Origin of the sequence: Pseudotabrizicola sediminis, assembly GCF_004745575.1 — a bacterium.
GTDB classification, from domain to species: domain Bacteria; phylum Pseudomonadota; class Alphaproteobacteria; order Rhodobacterales; family Rhodobacteraceae; genus Pseudotabrizicola; species Pseudotabrizicola sediminis.
Window position 1 is genome coordinate 1 of the sequence record NZ_RPEM01000027.1, and the last position, 14,776, is coordinate 14,776.

Sequence of the window (14,776 nt, forward strand, 5' to 3'; positions counted from 1 at the left end):
CGATCTGAGCCAGAATCCGCGCGCAGGCCAAAACCGCGCCCCTTGTTGCCGAGTTTTCACACAGTCTCCGCCCGTCGAGAAGGTGCCAACGTCTTCGGCCCATAACCGCCACTCAGCATAAAGCGCGGCATTCTCCAAAGCGGTCACCGAGGCCCGGCGTAGCGACCGCCTGCAGCCAGCCTCAACGCTTTTTGGTGAGCGAAACCCACCCAGTTCGTGGCTCCTATGTTCACAACGGTTGTCGTCGAGCGATGACACGATGCCGTTTGCTGTAGGCCATGCCGTGCAGTTCCAAGAGCGTAACGGCCTCATCGGCGGTGTCGGCACCGTAAACCCGATCGTGCTCGATCTCTGGATAGCGATTCCTTCCATCGATCCGCTGATCGGCTAGGCGACCGCTCCATCCGTCACACCGTAGTGCGATCAGGAGACGGCGATGGATCCACGCAAGGGCAATTTCGGAAAGAGTGCCAGCTCCGCCGCCGACAGCGATTACGGCATCGGACTGCGCCACGATGAGGTTCCGTGCGTGATCCAGACCCGTCGGGATAATCAGGTCGGCGGCGTCGGAAACACCATCGTCATCGGGATCAGTTCCTGGGATCATACCAATGCAGCACCCTGGAACCCAAGCCGCGGAGGTTCTTCCGCCCTGAAGCGCTGCGTGCATCACGCCTCCCATGCCACCGGTCATTACCGCGAAGCCCCGATCGACAAGCAAACGTCCGATCTGATGAGCCAACTGCAGCCGCACATCGTTGAGTGCAAGATTGGAGTCCCCGATGACCGAGATGACCTTGCGGCGTTGTGAATGCGTCATCCAGCGCCCTCCTGTTTGTTCATTCGCGGCTCGATCAGTCTGGCGATCACATCCTCCCTTGCTTTTGTCCGCAATGGATCCCGCGTGTCGCCGGGTTCGTGAAGGTAGAGCGGTTCACGGATCCAGACCGGCTTCTGAGCGAGTTCGGCCATTGGCAGCATGAAGGCCCAGTCCGAGGCAAGCTCAACATATGCACCATCCAGTCGAAGCAGGTCATCCGGCACACTCTCGAACAGAGATTTCCGAAAACTCCGCAAGTGCTGCCAGACATTTCCCCCACGATGGCGACGCGGGTCGTCTAGTCGCACTGAATAGTCGGAACACTTGTCCGTCCTCAGCATCGATCCAACGGTAAAGTCCGCCCCGCTGTCGTATTCCGCGGCTAGTCTATCCAGAACGTCGTCGCCTATCAGATGATCATCTGCGTCAAGGGTGATGATGGTCTGATCTGGCCGGGCACACAGGTGCCGGATTGAATGGACGACGTTGGCCAACTGCCCCGCACGACGGCGTCGTTGCAGAAAACTCACACTCTCCGCGCGGGGCGTCAGAATGTGGGCGATCTCAGAGGAGATGGAGGGCGTCGAGGCATCATCGACGACGATCGCACCCCAGTCGCCCCGGTTCTGCCGAAGGACCGAGTCCCAGCAACGACGAAACCTTTCAGGCTTAACGTTGCGGCCGCAGATGACGAACACGAAACGCTCGTTGCGCTCCGGACATCGCCATTCGGAAAGGGTGCCTGTCCACTCAATGGATCCTTCCTGAACCGCAGGAGAATTGCCGCGTGCGACGGCAAGACGAACCTCCTCCCACTCGTCGAGGTTTCGCTTCCGAAAGTTCGGTGGATGAACACAGAAGGATCCACCTCCACCACCGCGCAAGGATGTGCCTCGGCCCTCACCAACCGCTTGGTCCAGTGCGCGATGCCAAGATAATTGAACCGCGTCGTGGTCCAGTCTGTTGGGCAAGGGCAGCACCTGAAACATCCGCTGCAAATCTACGAGGCCAAGCCGGCTTTCGACGCGCCACGGCCCTTCGGGCCCCTCGGATGTCCATGCAAGGCCGATGCTCCGCGCCACAGGAAAGCTTGCCGTAATGGCATCTGGATGCTTATCCAAAACGGCTGACAGGTCAGCTACGGGATTGCTGGCCGGACCTATCCGGCCAATCATCATATCCAGATCGGCATGGAGCACGCGCGGCGCACTGCAAGCTTCAAATCCCGCCAAAAGGGCGGCCGTTGCGGCTCCTCCTGCGCTGTGAGCGACTGCGACATCCAAACCGAACCAGCGGCGGTTGAGGTCGCGCAGCGCGGACGGTTCGGAAGGAGTTTCAACTATCCGGTCAATGTCGCCCGCATCCAGCAGGCGGTGCGCCGCCGCGCGTACAGCTTCAAGGTCGCCGGTCGTATGTTGGCGGGGGAAGCCGGCGATGCGGGTGTCCAGTGTCAGAATGGTCTCTTGAAACGTCTCTGCGCCTTCGAGCGCCGACAGCATGTCTTGAACATGTATCTCCAGCGCTTCGGCATCCATGGCGCAGGCCTTGATCAACAAGGACACGGCCGGCAGCGGCGCTGGCTCGAGTTCGAGGACCAAGAGGTCGGCAACCGTCTCAAACCTTTCGAACTCGGTGCAAAGGCGCTCATATCTGCTGACGACTCGCAACCCTGCTCGTGCCAGGTGTCGCCGCAGTTGCTGTTCGCTTCGGTGGACCTCATTCAAGATCCGTCCTGTGTGCCTCGACCGCTTTCTCCAAGGCGCGGCGCGGCATCCGCAGGGATGTGAGATTGGCTCGCCTTCGGCGACCCGCGTTCTGTGCGCGTAGGCGGGGTGACAAAGCGAAAACAGCACTCTTCCTCCGGGCTTCACCGAGGAACGTAGATCCTTCAAGGCGCAGGCGAGCTCATTGTCATCCAGCAGGCAGGCGACGCGTCGAAAGATCACCAGATCATATGGACCGGCGGAGACCGCTTCGGTCGCCGAGACAGCTCGATGCACGCCGTGTTCACTCAGGCCTTCCAAGCGGTGCGAAAGGCTCTCATCGGGATCCCATGCAACGACCTGAGCGCCCCCCTGGGCTATCTTTGTGGCCTCCGTGCCTTTTCCCGCCCCATAATCAAGCACGCGCCCTGGCCGGAGTTCCAGTGCTCTGGTCAGGGTAGGGTCCAGTGGTCGACAAACACCTAGACGTTCGCGCGCGGCGCGGACAAGGCCTTCGTGCCCGTCAAGCTCAGGCATGTCCACTTCCCGGAGCGACCGGCGCATCAGCTCGTTCAGGTCGCCGCGCCACCACCACCGCCAGCAGAGCCAGGCGCGGCGACACATGCGCCGGAACTCGAGTCCGTCGGCTTCCGGATCGTCATTTGGGACCAGATCCGCGCCGTAGTCGATCAGTCGCACGGCATCCCCATCAATCCGCAGGTTCTTGGGATGCAGGTTTCGGCAGGCCAGTTTCATGCGGTGAAGGTCATCGAGTAGCTCCACGAGTCCCGGGCCTCGCCCACCCTCCCAAGGATCGGACTGGATGAATGGCATTTCCAGCAGCCAGCCAACGGCAGTGCGCGACATCGCCGTGGGGTTAATAAGGGTTGTGGACCCTGAACCCTGCGTGATGAGCCGCTCAATGACTGGTGCCGCGCCAGCTGCCTGCTCGGGCCGCCACCGATCAAAAAGCTTCCAAAGCGTTTGCCCGTCGGTAAGCGCGACGCCTTCCTCTCCCTGACCCAACAGGCGTAGCTCCGCAGTGGGATGCCCCAGTGCAATGACTGCATCTCGCGCGGCACAGGCGCGCTGTTCACTGAGAAGCCGCGGTATTCCTTCAGACTTTCGAACTCTGTCTGCATGCGTAGAAATCCGCTCGGGAAGCCTGGACAGAAAGGACTGGATTTCTAAGGGCCCAAGTGCGCGGACCGCATGGTCAATCTCTTGAGACGACTCATCGGAGAACATCCGAAGCAAGTCCTGGGCTTGGCTTGTGAAGGCTCGTGACTGCGCTGGGGACAGGGAAGCGGATTGACACCATCCCATAAGCTCGCGCGCAATACCGCGCACCCGATGAAATGATAGTCGGAGTGCCGCAAGGCGTTCCGATTCGAATTTTTGAACGCGTGATGTGATCTCCTGCGGTTCTTGGGAGTCCTTCATGGCACTGAAGATCGCGAAGCCGCAGATGTCATCCGCGATACCTTTGTGATCCAGTTCGGTAGGTGCTGGCAGATCTCCCCTGTCATGACGAACCGGAACTGGAACCGAGCGCACCGTCCGTCCAAAGTCCTGCACCTGAAACATCGACCACATCATGTCCGATCTTCGGGTGGGGCGGCCTCCGACCGTCGGCGACAGGTTCGGAAGATCTGCGAGCGCCTCAGGGTCAAAGATAAAGGTGTTTCCGCCACGGTGGAGCGCGTCATTGATCTTGAACTCTGCCATTTCCTGGGCATCTGCCAGCAGCGGTCGAAGTGGCGCTTCACCAGCAAGGATACGTGGTATCATTCCGGCAAGCCGGTTCAAGGCCTGGCCGCAGGTCTCGGCAGAGTAGGCGGACCCCAGTGAAAAGGGAGTTTCAAGACGGTCGGTCTCCATTCGGGATAGGTCATAATAATAATCGCGTCGACCTTCACGCAGGCGCCCGTTACGCGGCTCTGATGCAGGCACAGGCGAATCCGCCGGAAGTGCGGACAGCCTTCGCAGGTTCCACATCAGATCGACCAGTTGTCCCCTTACCGAAGCGACAGATGGCAGCGGTGGTGCCCCAGTGTAGGATCCTATGCAGATATCAGCGCCAAGCGCGCGCATCTGCCTAAGCGACGTTCCCAATGTCAGCCGAGTGGGCCGGGCCCCTTCAGGCGTGGCGACCAGCGGATCCAGCCGCATATCGTCGTCAAGGATCCATATTGCACAGCCCGTGCGTTCGCGAGCCATGTGGTAGAGAACGGACTGCAGCACCGTTCTTGCGTCGGTTATGGTCAACCGTCCGTCATGGTCGTCACCTTCCAGCTGCAGATCTCCGGACTGGATGAGTGTTCGGACAGCCGCGCGATCGATGACCCTGATCCGCAACTGCGGGCGAAGCCGCTCTACCAGTCGGGTCAACGCGTCTCCCGAGGCAGCTTCAGGCCGGTTTTCGAGGAGCAGAACATCGGCGGGTTCAAGTCCCTCCGCCTCAAGCCTGTTGGCAAGGTCGTCCAGCAGTCGTCCGGCTGAAGGAATTCGACGCTCGTCCACGATGATCCCAACCACAAGCGGTGGCGTCTCGACTTCTGCCAGCGTCTCTGAAGCGCGAAGGGACCGATGGCTTGCCTCTCGAGGATCAGGCTTCCAGCCAAAAAGCTCACGAGCTCGCCGGAGGTGTGCCTCCCTCGTCCCTTCCGTCATCAAGGGCCCGTGAATGAGGTCGAACATCTCGAGACCGTCCGATTTCTCCTGTGAGCTTGCAAGCGAGAGCCGCGGACGGTCGTCGCAGGCATGATGTTCGACGGTTGCATTGGCTATGGTGGCATAACGCACCTCGGGCCGACGGCTCAGACGTATCAGCAGATCGCGGTCGGTGCATGACGGCAGCGCTTCATTGAAGCCTCCCGCCTCGAGAAGGACATCCAGCCGCGCCACTAGGTTGGAGCCCTGAATTCCGGGGTTGCACGCCATGAATTCATTTGGACAGAGCGAGGTTGGCGGATTGACCTGGCGTGGATCCCGATCCGGCTCAATCCGGAAAAACGGCGCTGCGATGACTTCGGCCCCGGCGCGGATGGAGTCTTCAACCTTCGCCAGGTGGTCGGGTCTCCAACAATCATCGTCGTCCAGAAAAGCAACGAAGACTCTTGAGGGATCCCGGACATCGCGAGCGAGATGATCAAGCCCCGTGTTCAACGCACCGGACAGCCCCTTCGTTCGACGATTCTCCAGTATCTCCGCCATGGGCGCAGCATCAGCAAGCCGATCCGGCAGATGCTGATCCTTGCCATCATCGACGACAACGATACGGTCAGCCCTCCGGATCTGTCCGAGAACAGATGGCAGTGAGCGTTGCAGCAGTAGGTCAATACGATTGTGCGTCGCCACCATGGCAACGAGGACACGTGTATGCATTTTCTTCCCCGATGAAAGGATCTTTTCCGCACCGTCCTCGTGGGGGAGCATAGCGCCCTTTGGGAACAGTGAGATCTTTCATCGGAGATCCCATCTGGCCGATACGCCACGTCCTGATCATGGGGATCGGAAGCACCATCATGCTACATCCTTCCGGTTCCCCCCGAAAGCAGGAACCGGCAGAAAGTTGAAGTCCGAAACGGAAACAGTGCATTAGCACATCAAGCCGCGGCGCTGCATCGACTGAGTTATCCCCACGTGCAGCACCAGGGCCGCAGGCGGCCCTTTTCTGCCGGTCGAGAGCGCAGCTTCGCCGCTGTGCCCTTCCGCGAACCGGCCGGTCAATTCTTGGCGACACCGCGACGCGCGGCCAACCGGGACAGGATAGAGTCTGTCAAAGTTTGGGCAGAGTCTCCCTTGGCTGCGGCAGCGCAGCTTTCCCAAGGGCCGGGATCAGACGGCATCGGATGGCGAAGACAGCCAAAACCGGACACGATGCACGGGTCGCCCGGCTGCTGGCAGGAATAGCGCTTGTCATAGGTACCCAAAGTGCCGGGGTGATAAAACTGTGAGGTGCCCGACGATCCGTATCCGGCAGCCCGGCACACGCAAGACAGAAGCCTGTCGTCGGGCCAGATGCCAAGCGTATCTAGCGTCGCGATCAGCTGGTCATGCGGCAGCGCCAGAATGGCCGTCAGCCGGGCATCGTCCTTGGCATCCCTGTCATAGGGGGTGTCGAGATCGCTGGGCAAAAACGGAACCTTGGGAAGAGGGCCGGTTTTTTGGATCGTCTCACATTCATTGCGGGCAATCGGGCGGGCATAGCGCACAAGGGCATCCTGCTGGGTCTGTGACCTGGCGATGTCTTGCAAGATCCCGGTTGCGGTTGTGTCATAGGCCGTTGCGATCTCGGTCAGCTTGAGATGCCTTTTGTTTCTTGCCGCCTGACCTTTGGCCGTAACCTCGGTCTTGACGGTCTGCAGATCGACCGCTGCCGTGTCGGGCCAGATCTGCCTGACGTTATACTTCACCCTGAGCGCATCATACTGCGCCTGTTCCCATTGATCGATTTTTGCAAGATCGGCCTGATACTGCGCTTCGGCCTTGGTCATGGCCGTCTCTGTCGTTGTGTCCAACTCGGCCAGATTGCCGACATATTCCAGCGTCTTGCCCTGAAGATATTGACGGCGATCTGAAATGATCTGTTCATTCCAGCCGTTCTTGATGCTGTTCTGCACGATCTCTTGCGTCCAGATCGCCTGACGCTGTTCGACCGAGCCGATGTTGTTTTTCATCAGGACTTCGTGGCTGTCCAATGCGTTTGCGCCAATGCTCAGCGCCTTGAATACGGGTGAGGCTTTGCGGAAGGCAAGAATATCAAGCCCATCTGCGTTCACACCAAAGACATCGGGCAAGACCCAGATCATCGCAATCTGGGCTGCGGTTTCCAATGGGCGGTCGATGGATTGCATTTTCTCCCAAAGACCGGTTTCCACGAGATGCGCGTCCAGAAAAAGCGCAGCCTGCACGGCCGTTATGCAAGGATCTGCCTCTGGGTTCAGGGCGGCGTTCATCTCGATCATGGTGCCATCACTATAGGCCGAAAGATCGGGTACTGTGGCGGCAATCGGGGCCTTGTCCTTCACCTTGGACCAAAGCAGATCAAGGTCGGCGCGCGCCGCGCTGCCCGGGTTGGCCAGTTGGGGGGCCGCGCCGGCAATGGTGGCTCCGGCGGCCTCTTGACCCGGCGAAAGAGCGCCAGCATCGACGGCCTGCGCCGACACCGGCACCGGAGCAGGCCCGCCAAGGCCCATCAGGGCGGCGATCAATGCAAGGCGACCAAATGGCATTGGGGTCATGGCGGCTTCCCTCTATTCGGCGTTCAGCAGATTCAGAAACTCGGTCGGGTCGAAATCCTTGACGTCAAGCAGGCTCAACCGTTCGCGCGCAGTCATTCCAGCGGGGCTGATCCAGCCACCCGTGACCGATTGAAGTTTGACATGTCCGCCGTCCAACTTTCCTGCGCCTCCGGGGGTGATCGCCATCATCAGTTCCGTGCTCAGGCGAGGGCCTTGCATCAGCAGATCATCGCCCAGAGCGACAGCAATCGATTTCGGCCCAAAGCGAAGGCGCAAGGTGCCGTCCCAGCGGTCACGCCATTGTTCGGCAGGCAGAACGCGGCGCCAATAGTCATAGCTGAAATGTCCGGTGTGCAACTGCACCTCAAGCCCGCCCCGGTTGGGGCCGGTGGTTAGCTCACGCAAGGTCACGACAGATTCGGCAGAGTTTTCAGGATCGGCGGAGTTCCTGTGCAGGAAAATGCGGGCTCCCAAACCGGTCGCAGGGTCCAGCTTGACCACCACCTCGTAAGGGGTGGTGTTGACGCGGTAATCCAGATCAACCATCAACGCCGAGCCGACGAGGGCAATCCGGCTCCAGTCCATGACGGGCTCGGACCGGCGCAATGTCAGCCCATCCGCATGTTGAGTGGCAAGGTCGGCAAAGGTGGCTTTGCCGTTTGATCGTGTCTCCCAGGTCTGGTCGGGATGCCCGCTGAAGAAGACGCGGTGCGGAAGGGGGGGCACACCCGCAGCTGGTGCGATGACGGCGCGGTTCGTGTCTGGGCTGCGCGACAGCCGCACGCCCCGCACCACCAGAGCCCCATCGCCTGTCGGTGCCGCGCGGGCGTGTATGGCAATTCTGAACCCGGCCCCATCCGCGATCTGCCCAAATGGCAGAATCCCGACCGGCATGCCCGCACCTTCGACGCGCACACCTTCTGGCGTCAGAACCAGCGTCACATGATCGGGCAGGGCGGGCAGGCCGGTGCTGACGAGCCCGTTCTTTTCTTGCGACCGCAGCGCGCTGAGTGCGGAGTAAGTTCCATCGGCCTGTTGCGTGAACCGCAGGACATAAGAGAGGTTGCCACTCAGATTTCCCGGCAGGGAATACGCGCTTTGCAAGGCGATTTCGAAATCCTTGGACGCGGCTCCATCCAGCGCCAGATCCACCCGTGCCTTGGCGGTGCCGGTGAAGCGGTCAAGCCACAGAACGGCGTCTGGCGTGGCCATGCCGGTCCACGACCCCTTGTCTTCGGCGCTCCAGCCGACACGCAGAGCGCCGTCTGAAAGGCGCAGGTACCGTGCGATTTCCGCATTGCCGCGGGATACCGGCTGCCAGATCCGGTCAAAGGCGTAGCCGTCAAAAATAACCACGGATTGCGGATCGGTTGCGATGGCGTCGAAGTCTGGCCGGGGTTCTAAAGGAAGCGTATCAAACGACAGCCGTTTGAGAACCAGCGCAGCCGCCTGATTGCGCTGGCCCGCCTCGACATAGGTCTGCAAGGCCCAGCGTCGCCCGCCAAAATCGGCATCCATCGCCCAGGCGGTCAATTGGGTGCCGTTGCCGTCGCGGACATCAAGCACCTGATCCGGCTGAAGCAGCAGATGCAAGACCGCCTCGCCCTTGGGCCACGGGAAACGGGCGGTGTGGTTTTGCTTTGGGTCCGACGTCGTGGTTTCGATCGTGCCAGTGCCATCGCCGGTCGTAAACAGCCGGACCTTGAGATCATGGCCGGCATCCGGGTCCTGTGCCGCGTTCTCAGGCGGCAGGAAAACAAAGGTAATGCCGGTGCTTTGGTCGGCGTCAATCACCGCCGATATGCGTTGAACCTTGGTGCTGTCGCGCAGCGGCATCCCGATCACCGCCAAGGGCGTGGCGAGGCCCAGTTTGGCCCCTCCCATCCCCGCGGGAACGCCAAGGGTAATCTCATTTCCGGTGAACCGGGCGTTGTCGTCAAAGGGGGCCGACTTGAACGCGATCGGCAAAAGGCCACCAAAGGTTTTTCCGTCAAACAGCAGCCCCTCCAGTGCCGATGTGATCGGCAACTCCCCGGCCGGGTTCAGCGCGGGAAGCTCGACGGTTGCGGCGGCCACCTGTGTCGGGTCATCTGGCACAGCGGGGGCATGGGGCGCGTCAAAGGTAAAGCCCGTCGCCACACGCTGCAATTCGACTGTCAGCTGATCAGCAGCGGTCTCCGGGCGGATCGAGACAATCACAAAGGGCGCACGCCCGTCCGCCTCGTCGTTAGAGCGGTAGATCCAGACACGCCCTCGGGTGTAGGGCATGGCCACACCGTTGATTGCATAGACCCTGGCGAGGGTTTCAATCGCATGCACGGTCGTGCCTGCAATGTCGGGATAGTCTTCGGTCTCGATGGATTTGACCACCAGCGAGTCGCGGTACAGCACACCGATGTATTCACCCAGAATTTCGGCCGCAGTCAGGCCGCGATCCGGGCGGGCGGCGACGGCGAGAAGCAAGGCATCGCGGGAGGGTGGAACCAGCACGGCCTGACGCAACCCTGCCGAAGCGGTGGTCTGCACGGTCCACCCCGTCGGCAGCGGCAGGGCAAAGGCGCCTTCGGGATCACGGTAGGCCTCTGCCGGCATGGCAGCTGTTACGGGAAACACGTTCGACGCCGGGGTTGGCGGGGTAGCGGTCTGCATGGTTTGGCCATCCAGCGTCAGGCCGGTCAGCAAGGTGTCAAACATCGCCCGATGTTCGGCCAAGGACGCATCGCTGGAAAGCAACTGCCAAAGGAAAATCTCCCCCTCGGCGTCTGCTTTCAAAAAGGCCAAGCCGAGCGTGCGCTGCCCGCTCGATTCAACGTGGCGGAACAGCGCGTCCTGCCCGGCCAGATTGCGCTTTTCGTGGTGAACGATGTCGTCAAACCCCAGCAACGGCTCATCCGGAAACCACCAGCGCGCCCAAAGCTCGAACCGGCCGTCCGGGCTGACGAAATCATATTCCTGATCCCGGCTGCTGTAGGTGATTGTCCAGTCCGCCGGCAGCGTAAAGCTGGCGCTGCGCAAGTCATACGCCGTTGTCTGCTGGGCAAAAGCCGCTGACAGCAACAGCCCTGCCAGCACGACAGACCACAGCACAGCAATCAGTGAACGCAGCATTGCACCCTCGCGCCATTTGCTTTCGAGACACGGGCAGGATGCAGCGGTCTTTTGCTGCCGTCTTTGACGCAAATCACGGCGGAGGATCGAATCCCACTCATACTTGCCGCCAAAGGGGACGGAATGACCAACAGGTTCGATCCATCGGCTTTGCGCGGGCTTGCCGTGCGCGGGGTGACCCTGGGGGCTGTGGTCGCGGCTTTCATCGCCTTTGCGCATTTGGGTGCTGTGGCCGCGCTGGGCGCGCTGGGGGTTGCGATCATGATTTATGCAAGCACGCGGCCTGCCCGGCGCGGGGATTTCAGCTATGCGGCCGCTTCAGCCATTGTCATCCCCGATTGGCTTGGGTTTGTCCTGATCGGATTTTTCCTGTCGGTCCCGCTTTGGGTCTCTGACGCGGCGTCGGGTGGGGGTGGGGTTCATCCGTCGGCTTGGGTGCTGTGGCCGATGGCGGTGTTCTGCTGCGTCATCCCCTACGTCGGATGGCGGTCAGAAAGCTTTGCCCTGACGCTGGCCCCAAATGCGCTTTGCCTGCGGCGCGGATGGCGCGCCTACAGCCTGCCTTATGCCGAGATCGACTGCGTCAGGCCATGGCGGCGCGATTTGCCGCGCTGGATGCGTGGTTTGGTTCCTTTTCTGTTGGCGACAGCACATCCCGGCCCGGCGGGCGCCGTAACCATTGCGCGGCCAAGGCAGGGGATCGAACTGGTCGTAAAAGGCCAAAGCGGCCTGGTGATCGAAACCGATGCGCTTTGCCCGCCCGGCAGCAAACTTCTTTTGGAACTTCGCGCAAAGGGCATCGACCTCTGCGCACCCGGCAACACGTCGGGGCCGTTGAATAGCTGGCAGCAAGGGGATGGTTGATGAAAGTGATTGAGACGCCCACCGTTCACCGCATCGCAAGGGTTGCCCTCTGGATCGCCTGCAGTTGGATGTCCGGGCTGGCTGCACCGGTCTGGGCCCAAACCGATCCGCCCGTTCCCGAGGTCTTCGCTCCCCCCGCGATTCCCGCAGATTGGCGGACAGAGCGGATCAACGGCATCACCTTGCGTTTGCCGCCTGATCTGACGCTGTTGCAGGACTATTCGACCGAGCATGTCTGGGGGCAGATGGACGCGGCGACCAATACCGGGTTTGCTCTGCGGATAGCATTCTCGGACAGGCCGGGCAGAGAACTGGAGCGCGATGAGGCGGTGCTGACCGGGGCCTTGGTGCTGCTGGGCGGCCAGACCTTCCGCACCTATTTTGCAACGGCACCCGCAGAAGCGGACGCGCCCGGCGATATGGAGATGCTGGTGTCGGACCTGCCGATGCTGGGGGACGAAAGGCTGATGGTGGCACTGGCCACGATGAACCGCGACATCGCGGAATATCGGCCGCTGCTGGCGCAGGTTCTGGGCAGCATGACCTTGCCACCGCCGGGCCTGCAATTGCAGCGCGACCTGCTTGGCGGCACGGTCAGATTGCCGATTGGCCCGGGTTGGAGCGGGACGGGCCCGCTTGACACAGGGGATGTCTATCTTTTTTCCGACGAGATTGCGGGCCGTGTCCAGATCAGGTCTGGCAAGATCGACACCGGGGGGATGCCGACAGGCACCCCCGGCATGCCCGTGCTGTTTCTGGGGCAAAAGGCGCAGTTGTTTGCGCATGAGGATGGGTCCGAGACGGTCGAGGACAATACCGGCGACACGGGGAAGGCAGGTCTGATCGTGCTGGAGAGCTGTTTGCCGGACGGCAGTGCAATCACCCTGCGGTTTTCGGGAATGCCCGCCTTGTTTCATGATCCCAGCATCGCGGCGATGGTCACGGGGGGCGAAATCGTGATGCCCGAAGGGTCTGCACCGTGTCCGGCAGACATCTTTCCGGAAGGGGCGAATCTGGACAGCGCTGCGGCCCGAGCCGAAATCGCTCCACCGTTCGGTGTGGACCCTCCGCGTCCAGAGCAGCCGCGCGCCAGTGGCGCGGCGCTGGGCGGGCTTTTCATCTACACTCTGCCGATCGGCTGGATCGCGGAACCCGGCGTCGATGACCAACAGATCCGGTTTGCCAAAGCCGATGGCAGCGCGGCAATTGTGTTGGCGCGCGGCGCTGCCCTGGTAGCCCCGGCCGGGCCAGTAGCCATGGTGCCGCCCACAACCTATCATCGGTCAGACATAATCTTTGGCTGGCCGTCAGAGCGATATGAATGGGAAGGCCCCGGCAATCCCTCCGGCTTTCAACGGCTGTTCATCCATAGCCATTGTCTGGCCGGAGAGGAACGGTTCGGGATGCTTGTTTCGGGCTCCAGAGCCTTTCAGGAAGAGGGTGAGCTTTCCGGGGCGTTGCGTACCATAACGCTGAATATGCCCGACACGGTCAAACCCTGCCCTGACCCTTTGCTGGGCATCGGGACCGCGAGCGCCGCCCTACCTACACGGCAGGAAGCCGTCACGCCGACCCATGCCGCCCCGCCAGTTTCACCGGGTTCATCGTCGGTGGTGATGGGGCAAGCCGACTGGTTCGGTCAGGTGCCGTCGCCTGCTTTACCCTCACCTGCAACAGAGTCTCTGGCAGGCCGGTGGCAGAAGGGAACGACCTTTCCGTCGGCGGTGGCAATGGGTGGTGCCGCGACGATCCCCACCGCTCAACCCGACACGCAAGGCGAAAGCGTCCCGGTGGTGCCGCCTGCACCCCCTGTCGCACCAGTGCAAACTGTCGAAAGCGTAGACGAGCCTGATCGCTTTATGCCCGGCGAAGGCGGGTATGCCCTTTTTGAAAATGGTCGCTATGGGACATTTATCTCATACCCATCCGGCTATTTTTCGCCCGAACCGCCGCCCGGCAACGGCGATGGCCGTCGGTTCGTGTCGGTTGACGGTGCTGCGCGTTTTTATGTCTTTGCGCAATTCAACGCCCTTGGCCAAAGTCAGGCCGAGCAGATTGCGCAAGACAAGTCCGATCCGGCGCACCCGAATGTCACCTATGAGCGGTCTGGCTCCGGCTGGTATGTATTGTCGGGGACGGCGGGAAGCGACATCTATTACCGTCGCGTGATCGAAGATATGAACGGTCTGATCCGCGTCTTCGAGATCACCTATCCCGCAGCGCGAAAGGCAGAGTTCGATGCTGTCGTGACCTATATGGCCAAGAGCTTCGGTCCCGGCACGGATATGGTGACACAACAGCCATTGGCGGTCACGCAGCCTCCGGCCAGTGCAACAGAACCCGGCCTGCCAGTGGTCAAGACCGGCATGCTGCGCACGCCGGAACGGGGCACGCAAGAGCGGGGCGCGATCATTGATGCTGCCCGCCTCGGCGCCGAACAACCTTTGGGTCGAAAGGTCATCTTTGTGGTGTCTGCGCTTCGGACCGATGGCACTTGGGCCTATTTTCAGGGCCGCCCGGTCAACCCGGACGGCTCGGCCCTTGACTGGTCGAGGACGCCATTTGCCCGTGAAATCAGCAACGGCAGCATGAGTGATACATACATGGCGCTGCTTCTAAAGCAGGATGGCCGATGGCAAATACTTGAAAAGGCCCTTGGGCCTACGGATGTGGCCTGGTACAACTGGCTGGCACCTTATGGTCTGCCCGAAGTTCTGTTCTCCGGGCAGTAGAGCCAATGGTGGGATCGCACTCTGGCGGAGGCTGCCGGGTAAAGGCCGGATAAGGCGAACCACCCTTTGCAGGTGAGCAGCTGGCCAGAGGTGCTGATCCGCTGCGGTTGTCCCATGGTACTTTCGGTTCCATCGGAACAATCGCACCATCAAAACCTGGGATCAAACACCTAGTTCAACTGCATCGAGTGCATAATCGCGGCACCGGGTGCCCTTTGAAGTTGGCATGAGGGACTGGTTTACTAAATTGCTGCGGGTGCTATGCCGCACTGCGGTCAGTCGGCTTTCCGCCGAGGCTGTGTA

General features: G+C 61.2%; 6 protein-coding genes and 1 pseudogene. 3 read left to right on the plus strand and 4 right to left on the minus strand.

Annotated features, from left to right (window positions below; all coding sequences use genetic code 11):
• Positions 1 to 259: 259 nt before the first annotated feature.
• On the plus strand, positions 260 to 391 hold the full coding sequence (locus EEB11_RS20275; protein ID WP_280950293.1) for a hypothetical protein: 132 nt from the start codon (positions 260 to 262) through the stop codon (positions 389 to 391).
• 60 nt (positions 392 to 451) lie between these two features.
• Here the strand turns inward: EEB11_RS20275 and EEB11_RS20420 are convergent.
• The 4 genes and pseudogenes from EEB11_RS20420 to EEB11_RS18625 form a co-directional block, all read right to left on the minus strand.
• A pseudogene (locus tag EEB11_RS20420) lies at positions 452 to 820 on the minus strand (SLOG cluster 4 domain-containing protein); the annotation flags it as partial.
• Positions 817 to 5,961 (minus strand): glycosyltransferase, encoded by a 5,145-nt coding sequence (locus EEB11_RS18615; RefSeq protein WP_210134466.1) that lies wholly within the window; start codon positions 5,959 to 5,961, stop codon positions 817 to 819. The pseudogene EEB11_RS20420 and the gene EEB11_RS18615, both read right to left, overlap by 4 nt.
• Before the next feature lie 290 nt (positions 5,962 to 6,251).
• On the minus strand, positions 6,252 to 7,769 hold the full coding sequence (locus EEB11_RS18620; RefSeq protein ID WP_135433992.1) for a hypothetical protein: 1,518 nt from the start codon (positions 7,767 to 7,769) through the stop codon (positions 6,252 to 6,254).
• Between the two features lie 12 nt (positions 7,770 to 7,781).
• A complete protein-coding gene (locus EEB11_RS18625; protein WP_135433994.1) occupies positions 7,782 to 10,877 on the minus strand; it encodes a hypothetical protein in 3,096 nt (1,031 codons plus the stop codon).
• A 123-nt stretch (positions 10,878 to 11,000) separates the two neighbouring features.
• On the opposite strand from EEB11_RS18625, the gene EEB11_RS18630 reads away from it, so the two are divergent.
• Positions 11,001 to 11,741 carry a hypothetical protein gene (locus tag EEB11_RS18630; RefSeq protein WP_135433996.1) on the plus strand — a complete coding sequence of 247 codons (741 nt, stop codon included), beginning with the start codon at positions 11,001 to 11,003 and terminating at the stop codon, positions 11,739 to 11,741.
• Complete coding sequence (locus EEB11_RS18635) at positions 11,741 to 14,473, plus strand: hypothetical protein (RefSeq protein WP_135433998.1); 2,733 nt, start codon at positions 11,741 to 11,743, stop codon at positions 14,471 to 14,473. Before EEB11_RS18630 ends, EEB11_RS18635 begins: the two co-directional genes overlap by 1 nt.
• Positions 14,474 to 14,776: the final 303 nt, after the last annotated feature.